The sequence below is a fragment of the Pseudomonas auratipiscis genome (genome assembly GCF_036324085.1).
Classification (GTDB): Bacteria; Pseudomonadota; Gammaproteobacteria; order Pseudomonadales; family Pseudomonadaceae; genus Aquipseudomonas; species Aquipseudomonas auratipiscis.
In genome coordinates this window covers 101,531-118,117 of record NZ_JAZDCU010000012.1, presented here as the reverse complement: position 1 = coordinate 118,117, position 16,587 = coordinate 101,531, and the positions used below count along the sequence as shown (strand labels likewise).

16 protein-coding genes, 1 tRNA gene and 2 pseudogenes are annotated in these 16,587 nt (G+C 58.1%); 9 read left to right on the top strand and 10 right to left on the bottom strand.

The window, feature by feature from the left end:
- Nucleotides 1-6: 6 nt before the first annotated feature.
- Nucleotides 7-794: pseudogene (locus tag V0R60_RS17575) on the bottom strand (DinB/UmuC family translesion DNA polymerase); the annotation flags it as partial.
- A gap of 27 nt (nt 795-821) precedes the next feature.
- Between V0R60_RS17575 and V0R60_RS17570 the strand changes: the two are divergent.
- Nucleotides 822-971, top strand: a pseudogene (locus V0R60_RS17570) (integrase); the annotation flags it as partial.
- Between the two features lie 31 nt (nt 972-1,002).
- Here V0R60_RS17570 and V0R60_RS17565 read toward each other — a convergent pair.
- The 3 genes from V0R60_RS17565 to V0R60_RS17555 form a co-directional block, all read right to left on the bottom strand.
- A complete protein-coding gene (locus V0R60_RS17565; protein ID WP_330080330.1) occupies nt 1,003-1,548 on the bottom strand; it encodes a hypothetical protein in 546 nt (181 codons plus the stop codon).
- Nucleotides 1,549-1,554: 6 nt separating this feature from the next.
- On the bottom strand, nt 1,555-2,583 hold the full coding sequence (locus V0R60_RS17560; RefSeq protein ID WP_330080329.1) for a hypothetical protein: 1,029 nt from the start codon (nt 2,581-2,583) through the stop codon (nt 1,555-1,557).
- A 252-nt stretch (nt 2,584-2,835) separates the two neighbouring features.
- Nucleotides 2,836-2,923 (bottom strand) — tRNA-Ser (locus V0R60_RS17555).
- Nucleotides 2,924-3,044: 121 nt separating this feature from the next.
- On the opposite strand from V0R60_RS17555, the gene V0R60_RS17550 reads away from it, so the two are divergent.
- The 8 genes from V0R60_RS17550 (at nt 3,045) to V0R60_RS17515 (ending at nt 8,741) form a co-directional block, all read left to right on the top strand.
- Nucleotides 3,045-3,716, top strand: coding sequence for a Bax inhibitor-1/YccA family protein (locus V0R60_RS17550; RefSeq protein ID WP_136477145.1), 672 nt, complete (start codon nt 3,045-3,047; stop codon nt 3,714-3,716).
- Nucleotides 3,717-3,839: 123 nt separating this feature from the next.
- Entirely contained in the window at nt 3,840-5,219 is a 1,380-nt protein-coding gene (locus V0R60_RS17545) for a nucleobase:cation symporter-2 family protein (protein WP_330080328.1), read from the top strand.
- 84 nt (nt 5,220-5,303) lie between these two features.
- Complete coding sequence (gene tusD / locus V0R60_RS17540) at nt 5,304-5,696, top strand: sulfurtransferase complex subunit TusD (protein ID WP_330080327.1); 393 nt, start codon at nt 5,304-5,306, stop codon at nt 5,694-5,696.
- A 1-nt stretch (nt 5,697) separates the two neighbouring features.
- Nucleotides 5,698-6,057, top strand: coding sequence for a sulfurtransferase complex subunit TusC (gene tusC, locus V0R60_RS17535; RefSeq protein WP_330080326.1), 360 nt, complete (start codon nt 5,698-5,700; stop codon nt 6,055-6,057).
- Nucleotides 6,057-6,356, top strand: coding sequence for a sulfurtransferase complex subunit TusB (gene tusB, locus V0R60_RS17530; RefSeq protein WP_136477149.1), 300 nt, complete (start codon nt 6,057-6,059; stop codon nt 6,354-6,356). Before tusC ends, tusB begins: the two co-directional genes overlap by 1 nt.
- Nucleotides 6,353-6,688: a TusE/DsrC/DsvC family sulfur relay protein gene (locus V0R60_RS17525; RefSeq protein ID WP_136477150.1), complete on the top strand. Its 336-nt coding sequence runs from the start codon at nt 6,353-6,355 to the stop codon at nt 6,686-6,688. Before tusB ends, V0R60_RS17525 begins: the two co-directional genes overlap by 4 nt.
- Complete coding sequence (locus V0R60_RS17520; RefSeq protein ID WP_330080325.1) at nt 6,685-7,677, top strand: glycosyl transferase family protein; 993 nt, start codon at nt 6,685-6,687, stop codon at nt 7,675-7,677. The genes V0R60_RS17525 and V0R60_RS17520 overlap by 4 nt, the downstream gene beginning before the upstream one ends.
- Before the next feature lie 101 nt (nt 7,678-7,778).
- Nucleotides 7,779-8,741 (top strand): glutathione S-transferase family protein, encoded by a 963-nt coding sequence (locus tag V0R60_RS17515; RefSeq protein WP_330080324.1) that lies wholly within the window; start codon nt 7,779-7,781, stop codon nt 8,739-8,741.
- Between the two features lie 79 nt (nt 8,742-8,820).
- Here V0R60_RS17515 and cysG read toward each other — a convergent pair whose 3' ends face one another.
- From cysG to ftsK, 6 genes are all read right to left on the bottom strand, one after another.
- Nucleotides 8,821-10,209 carry a siroheme synthase CysG gene (gene cysG / locus V0R60_RS17510; protein WP_330080323.1) on the bottom strand — a complete coding sequence of 463 codons (1,389 nt, stop codon included), beginning with the start codon at nt 10,207-10,209 and terminating at the stop codon, nt 8,821-8,823.
- Nucleotides 10,210-11,490: a serine--tRNA ligase gene (serS, locus tag V0R60_RS17505; RefSeq protein ID WP_136477154.1), complete on the bottom strand. Its 1,281-nt coding sequence runs from the start codon at nt 11,488-11,490 to the stop codon at nt 10,210-10,212.
- 17 nt (nt 11,491-11,507) lie between these two features.
- Nucleotides 11,508-11,882 (bottom strand): fluoride efflux transporter CrcB, encoded by a 375-nt coding sequence (crcB, locus tag V0R60_RS17500; RefSeq protein WP_136477155.1) that lies wholly within the window; start codon nt 11,880-11,882, stop codon nt 11,508-11,510.
- On the bottom strand, nt 11,879-13,204 hold the full coding sequence (locus tag V0R60_RS17495) for a replication-associated recombination protein A (RefSeq protein ID WP_330080322.1): 1,326 nt from the start codon (nt 13,202-13,204) through the stop codon (nt 11,879-11,881). Before V0R60_RS17495 ends, crcB begins: the two co-directional genes overlap by 4 nt.
- A gap of 18 nt (nt 13,205-13,222) precedes the next feature.
- Entirely contained in the window at nt 13,223-13,846 is a 624-nt protein-coding gene (gene lolA, locus V0R60_RS17490) for an outer membrane lipoprotein chaperone LolA (protein ID WP_136477157.1), read from the bottom strand.
- Nucleotides 13,847-13,908: 62 nt separating this feature from the next.
- Nucleotides 13,909-16,317 carry a DNA translocase FtsK gene (ftsK, locus tag V0R60_RS17485; protein WP_203542581.1) on the bottom strand — a complete coding sequence of 803 codons (2,409 nt, stop codon included), beginning with the start codon at nt 16,315-16,317 and terminating at the stop codon, nt 13,909-13,911.
- Between the last annotated feature and the right edge of the window lie 270 nt (nt 16,318-16,587).

Sequence of the window (16,587 nt, the reverse complement as noted above, 5' to 3'; positions counted from 1 at the left end):
TTCGTTCTAATTACAACTCACTCGCCAGAGCTGATCAAGCCGAGTAGTGTAACTCTGACTCATCATATCGCGGCGCACCCCCCAATCAGGATCCACCGGTACGCTGGCAGATCGAAGCGATCCCCTACCCCATCGTTCGTTGATCTGATCAAGGACTGCCATCACTCGACTTGCCTCAGCGGGCTGGGCCGCAGCGAACAGGTCGTCTGTATACTGGTCGCGCTGACTAAGATTCATCAGTAAGACTTCAGCCTTGCTGTATTGAACCCAGGACGGAACACGCGATCCAGCGCACCGACGGCAGCCTTCGTCAGCAACCGCACATCGTCAGTTGGATATGGCAACTCGACCAGCACCCCGTTGGCGTACTTGGCTTCTTCAGGATTGAACATACCGGTGCGGATACTGACGCGCAGTTTCTTGCACACAGAACCCTGGGCGCGCAGCTTTTCCGAGGCGCGCATCATGTAGGTGGCCACCGCCTCCTTAATCGGCGCCAACTCCTGCAGGCGCTTGCCGAACATCCGGCTACAGCAGATCTCCTGCTTCGGTGGATCCGGCTCATCCAGTTCCAGGCAAGGGGTACCGGCCAGCTCACGAGCGGTTTTCTCGACTACCACGCTGAACTTCTTGCGCAGCATCCAGGGATCAGCCTTGGCTAAGTCCATCGCCGTCTTGATTCCCATGCCTTCAAAGTGCGCGCTCATCCGCCGACCGACTCCCCACACTTCGGATACTGCCGTGTTACGCAGCACCCAGTCGCGCTTGAATGGGTCGCAGATGTTGACCACCCCAAAGATACGACGCTAGTAAGTCTTGTGACTCAGTTTCAGTTCAAAGATATTCGCCCGAAAGCCGCGAGCGAGATAGGTGATCTAGGTCATGCAAGTAGGCTTCTAGGCCATACAGACAAACGCATCACCGCAATGGTATATCGTAGAATAGGGGAAACTGTATTACCCACTCGATAAACTTCTACGATTTTAAAAATCGAGCGCCATATTAGCCCTGATCTCCACCTTCAGTTTTCCTAGGAGAAAAACCTGCATTACTAGTTAAGTCTCGCAACGTACCAGCGCGGCGCTCCTCATGTTCTGATCTCGATATCACAACATCTGCCGGGACGAGTGACAATACTACGGTCCACAATTGCCACAGCGTCAAAATGGCGAGCGAACCATATGATAAAGAACGCATAATCTCAACATGCGAAACTAAAAAGTCAAACCGTTTCAGCAGCGGAGCAATGATACCAATCAACAACACTAAACAAAGTATTGCAGTTGAATGAACAATCGGCGTGAGAAGCCGAGACATCCCTCCACCATTACTCGGCTTGGGGGTGGTAGCTTTGCGAAAGGAGAGTTTTAATCGATCCGGATAGATGATAGCCAACCAAGCCCCGACTACAGCAAAGATAATAGAGGCTGTAGCTCGCAGAGCTTCAAACAAAGGCCACTGGTCTTTGAAAGGCACTCCACTACCTTGCCAGAATGCAAGCACAACTATGGCAAGGGAGAGGACAAGAGCGACAGCCTTAATAATCACCTTCAGTCACCTCATAAGGTTAAGTATATCTACCCGCTGGGCACGAAGCGCTCGAAGCAGCGATTCTGGATTGACAACTTCTAGGTTGGTACGTTCAATATCAAAGCTGAAACTGCTACGAGCGATCGCGTGACTCAGCCAATGCGGAGAGCTCTGACCACTAAGAACAAACCCGTAGTCATCCCATTCAGTTTCATGATCTTCGGTCCAAGCCTCGATGATATCTTGAACCTCGTCGCGATCCATTCGCGCCTTCACTTCATATTTGAAGTTCACTTCATCAGGAAGGTTCTGCGCATAGCGAAGTGTCGCCATCCTGTACGCTTTTTGCCAAAAAGCTAACTCTTCGGGACGGTTTAGCTGTAGGCTTGTCTTCCTAATAACCTTACGGATCAAGTGCGCACTATCAAGGAGCAGATTATGCTCTCCAGCTTTTTTCAATATCTGCGTCCGAAATCTTGGATATACATCGTTTCGTACAGGATCGTTCACTCCGCGACGGTAACCAAGTATTTGCAAGTCCGCATCAGCATCCGGGTCAGTAAACACCACCGATGTTGAATAATGCCCAAGGTACGCCTCCATGTATTCCTGCATAGGTTTTTGCCCCGTGATTAGGTGCTGAAACCGAATACTGGCGAATGCACCTTCTTCTGGAACAAACCAAAAATACGTGGCGAACCCAGGGATCCCTCCCTCAGGAATATCATTCATGACAACTTGCGCATTACCCACTGCCGAGTTACCCATCGCAGCTGCAACCTTCCCCTGGGTAGCCGGCGTTTGATTCCACATGGTGACCAGCCAATCCTGCCGGTCTGCAGTGATGTCCATCAAATAGACCGGCAGGAAATCCGATCCTTCAGCAGGCTCAAAGGTCTTAGTCACAGCGAGGCTCTTGCCTTGACTCCACCCTGACAACTCCTGGAGCAATGTGGCCGAGCTACCAAATTCTGGGTGTTCAGTTTCACCCCGCTTATAAAAGCCGGTTTGATTAATTTTGTAAAAGGTGATCTGTGCCTGCTCTAACGCCACTGCGCCGCTCCTGTGCTCAGCAAAATGATAACTACATCGGCAATCCCAAGGAGGATACGCCTGAGGGCATCATGGCATCAAAGTGCCGTCAAAAGGAGCTCTATATCACCCGCGAACGGACAGCCCTGAAGGTACGTAATTGGAGCGAAGCGGAAATGATCCGAAAAATGCGGAAACGAGCAAGCGCCCAGCTAGGTTGAAACGGGTATCTCTGAGAACGCAAAAAGCCCTGAATAATCAGGGCTTTGAATTTGGCGGAAGCGTAGAGATTCGAACTCTAGGATAGTTGCCCATCGACGGTTTTCAAGACCGTTGCCTTAAACCACTCGGCCACGCTTCCTCGTATTGCGGGCGCCATAATACCGAAATGAAACAAGCTGTCAAACTCTCTGTGTAGCTGGTTGCCATCGCTCTGTTATGATCTTTGCATCTGAACGTTTCAAACCCACAGGAGTGTCGCCATGCGCGAACAGGATTACGCCGTCAATCACGGCCAGCAGGTCGAGCAGCAGGAGGTCAGCCGAGTCCTGCGCAATACGTACGGGCTGTTGGCTATCACCCTCGCCTTCAGTGGTCTCATGGCCTTTATTGCGCAGCAGATGCGCGTTGGCTACCCGAACATTTTCGTGGTGCTGATCGGCTTCTATGGCCTGTTCTTCCTCACCAACAAGCTGCGTGACTCGGCGTGGGGCCTGGTGTCTACCTTCGCCCTTACCGGTTTCATGGGCTTTATCCTCGGCCCTATCCTCAACCGTTACCTGGGCATGGCCGGTGGCGCCGAGGTTGTCAGTTCGGCCTTCGCCATGACCGCGCTGGTGTTCGGTGGTCTGTCGGCCTATGTACTGATCACCCGTAAGGACATGAGCTTCCTCGGTGGTTTCATCACCGCAGGTTTCTTCGTGCTGATGGGTGCTGTGCTGGCTAGCCTGTTCTTCCAGATCAGCGGCCTGCAACTGGCAATCAGCGCTGGCTTCGTGTTGTTCTCGTCGGTCTGCATCCTGTTCCAGACCAGCGCGATCATTCACGGTGGCGAGCGTAACTACATCATGGCCACGATCAGCTTGTATGTTTCTATCTACAACCTGTTCGTCAGCCTGCTGCAACTGTTCGGCCTGATGGGTCGCGACGACTGATCATAAGCTAGGCAGTTTGTAGGAAAGCCCGCTTCGGCGGGCTTTTTTGTGCCAGCTATTACTACCCCAAATGCCCATAGCCCCGTAGAATGCGCTCCTTTTTTCTTCCGGGGCAGCACTCCCATGAGTTCAATCGAGCAAGGACCCGGCGCACCCGCGCAGGCCAATGAACTGGTCCTCGGCCTTGAGGACAAGCCGCGGCCGCTGATTGCCATGCTGGCAGCACTGCAGCATTTGCTGGCGATCATCGTGCCGATCGTGACCCCCGGCTTGCTGATTTGCCAGGCGCTGGGCGTGTCGGCACGCGACACTAACTTGATTGTGTCGATGTCGCTGGTGATCTCGGGTATCGCCACCTTTGTGCAGTGCCGTCGTTTTGGGCCGTTTGGTGCCGGATTGCTGATTGTCCAGGGCACCAGTTTCAACTTTGTCGGGCCATTGATCGCCGGGGGCGCGCTGATGGTCAAGCAAGGTACGCCGGTGGAAGCCGTGATGGCGGCGATTTTCGGTGTGGTGATTGCCGGTTCGTTCGTTGAAATGGGCATTTCGCGCATCCTGCCTTTCGTTAAACGCCTGATCACGCCGCTGGTGACCGGCATTGTGGTGCTGATGATCGGCCTGACCTTGATCAAGGTCGGCCTGATCAGCATGGGCGGTGGCTTTGCGGCAATGGGCAACGGCACCTTCGCCAACGGCGAAAACCTGCTGCTGTCGGGCGTGGTGTTGGCGATTATCGTGGTGCTCAACCGTATTCCAGTAGTGTGGATGCGCAGTTGCGCCATTGTCATTGCCTTGGCCGTTGGCTATGCCCTGGCCGGTTATCTCGGTCGCCTGGATTTCACCGGCATGCATGAAGCCGAGCTGTTCCAGGTGCCCGTGCCACTGCACTTTGGCCTGGGTTTCTCTTGGGCGCTGTTCATTCCGATGCTGGTGATTTACCTGGTGACCTCCCTGGAAGCCATTGGTGACGTGACTGCGACCAGCAAGGTTTCGCGCCAGCCGGTCGAAGGGCCGCTGTGGATGCAACGGATCAAGGGCGGCGTTCTGGTCAATGGTGCCAACTCGTTGCTGGCCGGGGTGTTCAACACCTTCCCAAGTTCGGTATTTGCCCAGAACAACGGCGTTATCCAACTGACCGGTATTGCCAGTCGCCATATCGGCGTGTGGATCGCAGCCATGCTGGTCATTCTTGGCCTGTTCCCAAGTGTTGCCGGGGTGATTCAGGCAGTGCCGGAGCCAGTACTGGGTGGCGCTGCGATGGTGATGTTCGGTGCAGTGGCTGCATCGGGGATCAACATTCTCGCAAGCATCAGCCTGGACCGCCGTGCACTGCTGATTATTGCAGTGTCGCTGGCGTTGGGCCTGGGCGTGGCGCAGGTGCCGGAGTTTCTTGCGCACATGCCGTCGGCGCTGCGCAATGTGCTGGAGTCGGGGGTCGCTACCGGGGGGATTTGTGCACTGGTACTGAACTGGTTCCTGCCAGAGCATAAAGAGAAGGCTTGAGCGAAGGGGGGCGGGCCGTCGCAGGGCAAGCCCGCTCCCTCGATTTGCTTTATGATTGGCGCAGTTTTGCTGAATGAGCCTTCCATGAAGTTCGCCATTGCGGTTTTTTCCCCGGCCCATGCGCCCTCCTCACGCCGCGCCCTGCGCTTTGCTCAGGCGGCACTGGCCAGCGGCCACGAAATTGTCCGGCTGTTTTTTTATCAAGACGGCGTGCACTGCGCCTCGGGCAATATCGTCAGCCCTCAAGATGAGCTGGATGTCGCCGCCCAATGGCGATCCTTTATCAGTGAGCACCACCTCGATGCCGTGGTGTGTATTGCCGCGGCGTTGCGCCGTGGCGTACTCAATGACGAGGAAGCCCAACGCTACCAGCGCACCGCGGTAAACCTGCCGGCACCCTGGGAGCTGTCTGGTCTTGGCCAACTGCATGAAGGTGCGCAACTGGCTGACCGCTTGCTCTGTTTTGGAGGCGACTGAGATGCCCAAGTCGTTACTTCTGATAAGCCGCAAGGCACCTTGGGCCGGTCTGTCCGCCCGCGAAACACTAGATATCGCCCTGGCCGGTGGGGCCTTCGATCTGCCCCTGGGCATGCTGTTTCTCGATGACGGGGTGTTTCAGCTCGCGCCTGGTCAGCAGCCCGCCCAACTGCAACAGAAGAACCTCGCCGCTAACTTGCAGGCCTTGCCGATGTTTGGTGTCGACGAGCTTTTTGTTGCCCGCAGCAGCCTGCAGGAGCGTGGCTTGACGGCAGAGAACCTCAGCCTGCCGGTGCAGGTGCTGGATGACGCCGAACTGGCTGCATTGATTGACCGTTTCGACCAGGTGGTAACCCTCTGATGAGCACCTTGCACGTAATTTCCCATTCGCCCTTCGGTGACAATCGCTTGAGCAGTTGCTTGCGCCTGCTCGGTAGCAAGGATGGCCTGTTGCTGTGCGGCGATGCCGTGTATGCCCTGCAAGCCGCAAGCGCGCCACTGGCCAGCCTGCACGCGAGCAATCTGCAAGGCCGCCTGTTCGCCCTCGAGGAAGACCTGCAAGCCCGCGCCATCAACACCGACGACGGCGTTCAGGCCATCGACTACCCGGCGTTCGTTGCACTTTCGCTGGACTACGACAAGGTCAACACCTGGCTATGAGCACCCTCACTGTAGGCGCGCGCAACATCGCCCTGGACAAGGACGGTTATCTGCTTGAGCTCAGCGATTGGTCCGAGGAGGTTGCCAACGCCCTCGCCGCCCGCGAGCAATTGGAGCTGACCGAGGAGCACTGGGAAGTGCTGACAGTACTGCGAGCATTTTACCAGGAGTTCGAGTTGTCGCCGGCCACGCGCCCGCTGATCAAGTACACGGCACTCAAACTGGGGCCGGAGAAAGGCAACAGCATGCACCTGAACCGCCTGTTCAAAGGCACTCCCGCCAAACTCGCCGCAAAACTTGCGGGCCTGCCAAAGCCGACCAATTGCATATGACCGACCCTCGCCCGCTGATCACCGAAACCCCGTCCGAACATCCCTTTGCCCAGTTTGTACGCATCCTTGGCAAGGGCAAGCGTGGCGCCCGCGGCCTGACCCGGGAGGAAGCCCGTGAGGCCATGGGCATGCTGCTCGACGGCGAGGTCGAGGAAGCGCAACTGGGCGCCTTTCTGATGCTGCTGCGACACAAGGAAGAAAGCCCTGAGGAGTTGGCCGGCTTCACTGAAGCGCTGCGTCAGCGCCTGCATGCACCAGCGATCCAGGTAGACCTGGACTGGCCCAGTTATGCCGGGAAAAAGCGCCACCTGCCCTGGTACCTGCTGGCGGCCAAATGCCTGGCCGCCAATGGCGTGCGCATTCTCCTGCATGGAGGTGGCGCACACACCGCCGGACGCCTGTACACCGAACAAGTGCTGGAGGTGTTGCAGATCCCCCTGTGTCGCGACTGGCAGGCGGTGGCCAAGGCGCTCGACAACCAACAATTGGCATTTATTCCGCTGCAGGACTGGGCGCCACGCCTGCAACGAATGATCGACCTGCGCAACACCTTGGGCCTGCGCTCGCCTATCCATTCCCTGGCCCGGGTGCTCAACCCTCTGGGCGCACGCTGCGGCCTGCAGAGCATCTTCCATCCGGGCTATCAGGCGGTACACCGCGAAGCCAGTCGTCTGCTTGGCGATACCGCTATTGTGGTCAAGGGTGACGGTGGCGAGATCGAGATCAACCCCGACACCACCAGCCATCTTTACGGCACTGCAGCGGGCGTGGATTGGGATGAGGAATGGCCTGCCCTGGCTGCCCAACGGCATGTAAAACCAGCGAACCTGGAGCCTGAGCAATTACTCTCGGTATGGCGTGGCGACACACAGAACAGCTATGGTGAACTGGCTGTAGTAGCGACCATGGCCCTGGCTTTGCGTGGCCTTGGCCAGTCGCGTGAAGACGCCTTCGCTCAAGCCCAACGCTACTGGGACAAGCGCAACTGATCGAACAAGCCGATTAAACCGGCCCGGTCTTTGCGCTATTCGTTCGAACTCAGCTCCGTACACTGGGCTCTATATCAGAATGAATCGCCAAGGAGTCAAGCATGGGCCTTTTGATCGATGGACGCTGGCATGACCAGTGGTATGAAAGCAGCAAAGATGGCGCCTTCCAGCGTGAAAGCGCGCAGCGCCGCAATCAACTACCGGCCGCCGAAGCCGGGCGCTATCATCTGTACGTGTCGCTGGCCTGCCCTTGGGCGCACCGCACCCTGATCTTTCGCAAGCTTAAAGGCCTGGAAAGTCTCATTGATGTGTCAGTAGTCAGCTGGCTGATGGGCGAGAACGGCTGGACGTTCGATCAGAGCAAGGGCTCTACCGGCGACAAGCTCGAGCACCTGCAATTTCTCCATCAGCGTTATACCCGCGACGATCCACATTACAGCGGCCGGGTTACCGTGCCGGTGCTGTGGGACAAGCAGGAACAGCGCATCGTCAACAATGAGTCGGCAGAGATCATCCGCATTTTCAACCATGCCTTCGATGGCCTGACCGGCAATCGCCTGGACCTCTACCCCGAGCCGCTGCAAAAAGAGATAGATGCCCTCAACGAGCGCATCTATCCGGCGGTCAACAACGGTGTGTATCGAGCAGGCTTCGCCACCTCGCAAGAGGCGTATGAACAGGCTTTCGATCAATTGTTTGCGGAACTGGACTGCCTGGATCAACGCCTTGGCGAACGCCGTTATTTAACCGGCGAGTACCTGACTGAAGCCGATTGGCGACTGTTCACCACATTGATTCGTTTTGATGCGGTGTACCACGGGCACTTCAAGTGCAACCTGCGGCGCCTCGCCGACTACCCAAACCTGTCGAATTGGCTACGAGAGTTGTATCAGTGGCCGGGGGTGGCGCAGACGGTGAATTTCGAGCATATCCAGAAGCATTACTACATGAGCCACAAGACCATCAACCCGAATGGTATTGTGCCTAAAGGCCCATTGCAGGACTTTACCCAGCAGCATGATCGGCAACGGTTGGCGGGGCGAGGTATCTGGACCAACGATTAATGCTGTGATTGGTGATCACGGGGCAATCCCGCGCCTACAGAGGTGAGTCTGTAGACGCGGGCTTGCCTCGCGATGCATTTCAGCCCTGGGAGCCTTCGAACCAGGCCAGCTTTTCACGCAACTGGACCACTTCCCCAACGATCACCAGGGTCGGCGCATGAACCTCATGCTCGGCGACCAGCGCCGGCAAATCAGCCAGTGTGCCGGTGAACACCCGCTGATTCGGCGTAGTGCCCTGCTGTACCAGCGCTGCGGGCGTGTCGGCAGCGCGACCATGGCGAATCAACTCGGCACAGATGGTCGGCAAACCAACCAGCCCCATGTAGAACACCAGGGTCTGAGCCGGTGCCACCAGATCATTCCAAGGCAGGTTACTGGTACCGTCCTTGAGATGGCCGGTAACGAACCGCACCGACTGGGCGTAATCACGATGAGTGAGCGGTATGCCAGCATACGCTGAGCAACCACTGGCGGCAGTGATACCCGGCACTACCTGGAAAGGAATGCCCTGCTCTGCCAGTTCTTCGATCTCTTCACCACCACGACCGAAGATGAACGGATCACCGCCCTTCAAACGCAATACCCGCTTGCCCTGACGAGCCAGGGTCACCAGCAGTTGGTTGATCTGATCCTGAGGCACAGTATGATCGGCGCGACGTTTACCGACGTAGATGCGCTCGGCATCACGGCGGCACAACTCGATGATCGCTGGAGCAACCAAACGATCGTAGAGCACCACGTCAGCCTGCTGCATCAAACGCAAGGCACGAAAGGTAAGCAAATCGGGATCACCCGGCCCTGCACCGACCAGATACACCTCACCCGGCGCCTGATAGCTGGCGCCGTCGATCTTGGCTTGCAGCAACCGCTCCGCTTCAGCACCCTGCCCGGCCAGTTGCCGCTCGGCGATAGGTCCCTGGAAAACATCTTCCCAAAAACCACGACGCTGATTGACGTCCGGATACAGGGCCTTGACCTTGTGACGAAAACGCGCGCCCAAACCGGCAAGCTCGCCATAGGCGGCCGGAATCCAGGTTTCCAGCTTGGCGCGGATCAACCGCGCCAACACCGGTGCATCACCGCCACTGGACACCGCCACCACAAGGGGCGAACGGTCGACAATCGCCGGGAAGATCACCGAGCACAAAGCAGGTGCATCAACCACGTTGACCGGCACACAGCGCTGGTGAGCATCGGCTGAAACCTGAGCGTTGAGCGCCTGGTCATCTGTTGCAGCAATGATCAACTGACAACCGTCAAGATCGCTCGACTGATAGCCACGGCTGAGGATTTCACCACCGCTGTGCCGGACAAGCTCGCTCAGTTGCGCTTCGATCTGGGGCGCAACCACGCGCAGTACCGCCCCGGCATCGGCCAGTAGACGCGACTTGCGCAGGGCAATCTCGCCTCCACCGACAACCAGCACACGGCTGCCGCGCAGTTTGTGGAACAGCGGCAGAAATTCCATTTAAGCAATGATCTCCAGGCCGCCCATGTACGGCTTGAGCACTTCAGGCACGCGGATCGAACCATCGGCCTGCTGGTAGTTCTCCAGCACCGCAACCAGGGTACGCCCAACCGCCAGACCCGAACCGTTCAGGGTATGGACCAACTCAGGCTTGCCGGTTTCCGGGTTGCGCCAGCGGGCCTGCATGCGACGCGCCTGGAAGTCACCACAGTTGGAGCACGAAGAGATCTCGCGGTATTTGTCCTGGCTCGGCACCCAGACTTCCAGGTCGTAAGTCTTGACCGCACTGAAACCCATGTCGCCGGTGCACAGCGCCAGAACGCGGTACGGCAGCTCCAGCGCCTGCAGCACGCGCTCGGCGTTGGCAGTCAGGCCTTCCAGCGCTTCCATGGATTTACCTGGCTCAACGATCTGGACCATCTCGACCTTGTCGAACTGGTGCTGGCGGATCATCCCGCGGGTGTCACGACCCGAAGCGCCGGCTTCACTGCGAAAGCATGGCGTGTGGGCGACAAACTTGACCGGCAACTGCTTGGCGTCGAGGATCTCGCCTGCGACGATGTTGGTCAGCGATACTTCAGCGGTCGGAATCAGGTAGAAGTCGGCTTCGCCTTCACGGCTGATCTTGAACAGGTCTTCTTCGAACTTCGGCAGTTGACCGGTGCCTTGCAGCGCCGGCGCCTGTACCAGGTACGGGGTGTAGGCTTCTTCGTAGCCGTGCTCGCTGGTGTGCAGGTTGATCATGAACTGCGCCAGGGCGCGGTGCAGGCGCGCAATTGGCCCGCGCAGCAAGGCGAATCTAGCACCCGAGAGCTTGGCTGCGGTTTCAAAGTCCAGGCCACCGCTCAGTTCACCCAGGGCGACGTGGTCCTTGATTTCGAAATCGAACTGGCGCGGGGTGCCCCAGCGACGCACCTCAACGTTGTGATCTTCATCGGCGCCGACCGGCACGCTTTCGTCCGGCAGGTTGGGAATGCCCAATACAATCGCGTCCAGCTCGGCCTGAATGCCGTCCAGTTCGGTTTTGCCACTGGCCAGCTCTTGGGCCATGCGTTCCACATCGGCCATCAGCGGCGCGATATCTTCGCCACGAGCCTTGGCCTGGCCAATGGATTTGGAACGGGTGTTACGCTCGGCCTGCAGTTGTTCGGTGCGGGTCTGCACCACCTTGCGGCGTTCTTCCAGTGCTTCGATGCGCGCGACATCCAGGCTGAAGCCACGGGAGGCCAGGCGGTCCGCCACTTCCTGAAGTTGGCCGCGTAACAGTTTGGAATCGAGCATATCGTTCTCTCGTTGGTTCAGAATTTGGTTAAAGACAGGCCGGCCCAGGTCGCGAGCAGCCCGCCAAATACGCTAAGCCCGGCATAACCGAAGGCCAGCGGCGCCTGCCCGCTTTCGAGCAGACGCACGGTATCCAGGGAAAAGGATGAAAATGTAGTCAAACCGCCAAGAAAGCCGACGATCAGGCCAGCACGCAGTTCGACCGGCACCATCGGGCGATGCAGAAACAACCCGTATAGCAGGCCGATCAGCAGACAGCCAATCAGATTGACCGCCAGCGTACCGAGATAGAAGTGGCGTGGCCAGTGGGCATTGACCCAATTGGACGTGGCAAATCGCAGCAAGGTCCCGGCGATACCCCCCGCGCTGACGGCGGCGATCACAGCAATCATGACTTTCTCCGTTGCCGTGGGCTGTTGCGATCAAGCTCAGCGAGGTGCTTGAGCTTCTCACCAATCTTCAATTCCAGGCCGCGCGGCACAGGCTGATAGTAAGGGCGCGGCTCGAGGTTATCCGGGAAGTAATCTTCCCCGGCTGCATAGGCATCCGGTTCATCATGGGCGTAACGGTACTCGTCGCCATAGCCCAGTTGTTTCATCAACTTGGTCGGCGCATTGCGCAAGTGTAGCGGCACTTCCAGCGAACCATGCTCACCCGCTTCACGCAGGGCAGTCTTGAAGCCCATGTAAACGGCATTGCTCTTCGGCGCACAGGCAAGGTAGGTGATGGCCTGGGCCACGGCCAGCTCACCCTCAGGGCTGCCGAGACGCTCTTGTACATCCCAGGCCGCCAGGCACAGGCTCAAGGCGCGGGGGTCGGCGTTGCCGATGTCTTCGCTGGCCATGCGCACGACACGACGCGCGATATAGAGCGGATCACAGCCACCGTCGAGCATTCGGGCAAACCAATACAGTGCGCCGTCGGGGTTGGAGCCGCGGACCGACTTGTGCAGCGCCGAGATCTGGTCGTAGAAGGCTTCGCCGCCCTTGTCGAAGCGACGGCGACTGTCACCCAGCAGGCTTTGCAGCAACTCCACACCGATTTCGCCGCCATCCTCCGCCAGATCGGAGGCGTTTTCGAGGAAGTTGAGCATGCGCCGACCATCACCATCGGCAGCAGCCATGAGCATCTGAAACGCTTCATCGCCGACGCGCAACTGGCGTTTGCCGAGGCCACGCTCCTCGCTCAGGGCGCGATTGACCAATTTGCGCAGGGCCGCTTCGTCGAGGCTCTTGAGCACATACACCCGCGCCCGCGACAACAACGCATTGTTGAGCTCGAACGAAGGGTTCTCAGTGGTGGCACCGATAAAAATCAGCGTGCCGTCTTCTACATACGGCAAGAAGGCATCTTGCTGGGACTTGTTGAAACGGTGCACTTCGTCAACGAACAGTATGGTGCGCCGCCCGTATTGCCCTGCCTGCTGCTTGGCGATTTCCACCGCATGGCGGATCTCCTTGACCCCCGCCAGCACCGCCGAAACGGTTTCGAAGTGGGCATCGCAGAACTGCGCCAGCAGCCGCGCCAGGGTGGTCTTGCCGACCCCGGGCGGGCCCCAGAAAATCATTGAGTGCAACGCTCCCTGCTCCAGCGCTTCGCGCAGCGGCTTGCCGCGGGCCAGCAAGTGCTCCTGGCCAACGTACTCGTCCAGGTTGGCCGGGCGCAGGCGCGCTGCCAGAGGCTGGGCTACGGGTTCGCTACGAAACAGGTCCATGGATGGCGTTACTACCTCTTATTCCGAAATGACGTCAGCGCCTTTCGGGATGTCGAACTTGAACTTGCCTGCCGCAATCGCCTCGTTGGCTTTGACGCCGGTGAACAGGATGTTGGTGCGCTGGCCGACGCTGTCGATCAGTTGCATATCATTGACCAGCCCCTTGCGGAACGAAAGGCGCAGGGAGTCAAACAGGGTGTCCTTGGTTTTCGGCTTGAGGGTGAAATCCATGACATCACCCTGCTCCTTGGAGGTGATATCGAAGCTCTGGCTGATCTTCGATACATCACCGGACAACAGCAGTGCAGGCGTTTCGGTCAGGCGCTGATCGAGCTTCTTGATCGTCGCCTGCTCCAGGTCCGGATCCCACAAGGTTACCGTCTTGCCGTCGGAGACTACGACTTGCTCCTGTGGCGCGTCAGTGTGCCAGTAAAACAGTCCTGGGCGCTGAACCGACATTTGCCCCGCCGTTTCCTGCAGGCTGGTGCCGCTGGCATCCAGGGTCAACTGCGAGAATCGAGCCTCGATAGTCCGGGATTTTTCCAGCAACTGGGTCAAGCGCGCCACATCCTGCTCACCAGCAAAAACCGACGCACTGGACACGGCCAAAGCGGAAACCAACATCATGCGAATCAGGCGCATGGCAATCCTCGTTGCAGTATGAATGGGCCTGTGGCCGTCGCTGGCCACAGGCTGAAAGGTCATCAGTCGCGAGACGGCCCGGGGGCAATCACTTCACGCGAGCCGTTGGTGTTCATGGCGGTTACGACACCGGCCATTTCCATCGACTCGATCATGCGCGCGGCGCGGTTGTAGCCAATCTTCAGCTTGCGCTGCACGGCGGAAATGGAAGCACGACGGCTTTCCAGCACGAATTGTACGGCTTCATCGTACAGGGCATCGGTTTCGGCATCATCGCCATCGCCACTACTACCACCGTCGAAGCCGCTACCGGCTTCTTCGACACCGTTGAGAATGTCGTCGTTGTAGTCTGGGGCGCCACGCAACTTCCAGGCCTCGACCACACGGTGAACCTCTTCGTCGGAAACGAAGGCGCCATGCACGCGAATCGGCAGGCTGGTGCCTGGCGGCATATAAAGCATGTCACCGTGACCGAGCAACTGCTCGGCACCGCCCTGGTCGATGATGGTCCGTGAGTCGATCTTGCTCGATACCTGGAACGCCATACGGGTCGGGATGTTGGCCTTGATCAGGCCGGTAATCACGTCTACCGAAGGCCGCTGCGTCGCAAGGATCAGGTGGATACCGGCAGCTCGGGCCTTCTGGGCGATACGTGCGATCAGCTCTTCAACCTTCTTGCCGACGATCATCATCATGTCGGCGAACTCGTCGACCACCACCACGATGGTCGGCAGGGTTTTCAGCAGCGGCGGCACGTCATCCATGCTCTCGCGCTTGAACATCGGGTCATAGATAGGCTCGCCCGCTTCCTCGGCATCTTTGACCTTGCGGTTGAAGCCCGCCAGGTTACGTACGCCCATCGCGGCCATCAGCTTGTAGCGCCGCTCCATCTCGGCCACGCTCCAGCGCAACGCATTGGCGGCGTCCTTCATGTCGGTAACCACCGGGCACAACAGATGTGGAATGCCTTCGTAGATCGACAATTCGAGCATTTTCGGGTCGATCATGATCAGCTTGGCGTCTTCCGGCCCCGACTTGAACAGGATCGACAGGATCATGGCGTTAACGCCCACCGACTTACCGGAACCGGTCGTACCGGCTACCAGCAGGTGCGGCATCTTGGCCAGATCGGTAATGACCGGCTTACCGCCAATGTCGTGGCCCAGAGCCATGGTGACCGGCGACTTGGCTTCGTCATACTGCGGCGACGACAGCACTTCGGAGAAACGCACGATCTGTCGGTCTTCGTTGGGAATCTCGATACCGACGGTGGTCTTGCCGGGAATTACTTCAACCACACGCACGCTGGTCACTGCCAGCGACCGCGCCAGGTCTTTTGCCAGGTTGGCGATCCGGCTGACTTTCACGCCTGCGGCCGGCTGGATTTCGTAGCGGGTAATCACGGGGCCTGGGTGAATGGAGTCCACCGAGACTTCCACGCCGAACTCCTTGAGCTTGATTTCCAGCAAATGCCCCACGCCGGCCAGGGATTCAGGCGAATAATTGACCTGTTTCTTCTCGGCAGGATCAAGAATCGAAATCGGCGGCAATGTGCCTTCAATGGCACTGTCGACGAACAGCGGCGCCTGCTTTTCCTTCTGCACGCGCTTGCTCGGCTCAGGCACCTTGGCAGGCGCGGGCATGATCACCGGCGCTGGCTGTTGCGCACGCTCGGCCACATGTTTGGTCAGGGCCTGGTCACGCTCGATGATACGTTCCTTGGCCTTGGCTTGCTCACGGCGGTCCGGGACCATTGGAGCGACCACATCATGAACCTGATCGTCGACTTCACGCAGTTGTGCAACCAGACGCTTGCGCTCGTTACGCGCCGCCCACCAGCGATTGGCGGCGCCCTGGAACAGTTCGAACAGATCGAGGGTGATCTTGCCGGTAACGTCCATGACCTTGAACCAGGACAGGTCGGTAAACACGGTCAGGCCAAACAGGAACAGGGCAATGAACATCAGGGTGCTGCCCTGTACGTTCAAGGCGTTCTTGGCCAGATCTCCCAGGCTTTCGCCCAAGGCACCGCCGGCCGAGGCAGGCAAACTGGCGGCAGAATGGAAGTGAATGTGCGCAAGGGCGGCGCCGGAAAGCACCAGAAACACCAGGCCGATCAAGCGCCAGGAGAACAGCCAGCCGCTCCACTGCCAAGGCTGATGGCGCTCACGGAAAATTTGCCAGGTTTTGATGGCCAGCAGCAACGGAAAGATATAGGCGAAATAGCCGAGCACCATGAACAGAACGTCGGCGAAATAGGCACCCGCGCGCCCGGCGGCATTCTGCACCTGATCGACATTGCTGGTATGACTGAAACCTGGATCGGCCTGATCGTAGGTCAGCAGCGCCATCAACAAGTACAGGCACAGCGCCCCAAAGGCGATCAGCGCACCTTCCTTGAGGCGGTAATGCAGCTGCTGACGCCAAAGCGGCACAGGCAAGGGCTTCGATGTTGCGGTGGATTTCTTCAAAACGCTTCTATTCCTGCGCTCAACGCGCGTCCAACAGTGATTGACCTATTTGAACAGTCAATAAACCACTACTTTTAACATTACTGCCCGTCTACCGCTATGGCGGCACGCTAGAAACAAGCGTAAACGGTGGCCAATTTCCTATATCGCAATTTGAGCACGCATTTTCTTTTGTGACAAAGGCTTATGCGTTGTTTTTGCACAGGTGTGACAACAAACGCCAAAGCAAGTTGCCATAAAGCCGCTGGTGACGACGCGACTTGCCCCGCA

Coding starts and splice junctions, on each gene's coding strand:
- tusB (WP_136477149.1), top strand. CDS start 6,057: ATGAGCACCTTGCACGTAATTTCCCATTCGCCCTTCGGTGACAATCGC.
- V0R60_RS17515 (WP_330080324.1), top strand. CDS start 7,779: ATGGGCCTTTTGATCGATGGACGCTGGCATGACCAGTGGTATGAAAGC.
- V0R60_RS17545 (WP_330080328.1), top strand. CDS start 3,840: ATGAGTTCAATCGAGCAAGGACCCGGCGCACCCGCGCAGGCCAATGAA.
- V0R60_RS17525 (WP_136477150.1), top strand. CDS start 6,353: ATGAGCACCCTCACTGTAGGCGCGCGCAACATCGCCCTGGACAAGGAC.
- crcB (WP_136477155.1), bottom strand. CDS start 11,882: ATGATTGCTGTGATCGCCGCCGTCAGCGCGGGGGGTATCGCCGGGACC.
- lolA (WP_136477157.1), bottom strand. CDS start 13,846: ATGCGCCTGATTCGCATGATGTTGGTTTCCGCTTTGGCCGTGTCCAGT.
- tusD (WP_330080327.1), top strand. CDS start 5,304: ATGAAGTTCGCCATTGCGGTTTTTTCCCCGGCCCATGCGCCCTCCTCA.
- serS (WP_136477154.1), bottom strand. CDS start 11,490: ATGCTCGATTCCAAACTGTTACGCGGCCAACTTCAGGAAGTGGCGGAC.
- V0R60_RS17550 (WP_136477145.1), top strand. CDS start 3,045: ATGCGCGAACAGGATTACGCCGTCAATCACGGCCAGCAGGTCGAGCAG.
- tusC (WP_330080326.1), top strand. CDS start 5,698: ATGCCCAAGTCGTTACTTCTGATAAGCCGCAAGGCACCTTGGGCCGGT.
- cysG (WP_330080323.1), bottom strand. CDS start 10,209: ATGGAATTTCTGCCGCTGTTCCACAAACTGCGCGGCAGCCGTGTGCTG.
- V0R60_RS17520 (WP_330080325.1), top strand. CDS start 6,685: ATGACCGACCCTCGCCCGCTGATCACCGAAACCCCGTCCGAACATCCC.
- V0R60_RS17495 (WP_330080322.1), bottom strand. CDS start 13,204: ATGGACCTGTTTCGTAGCGAACCCGTAGCCCAGCCTCTGGCAGCGCGC.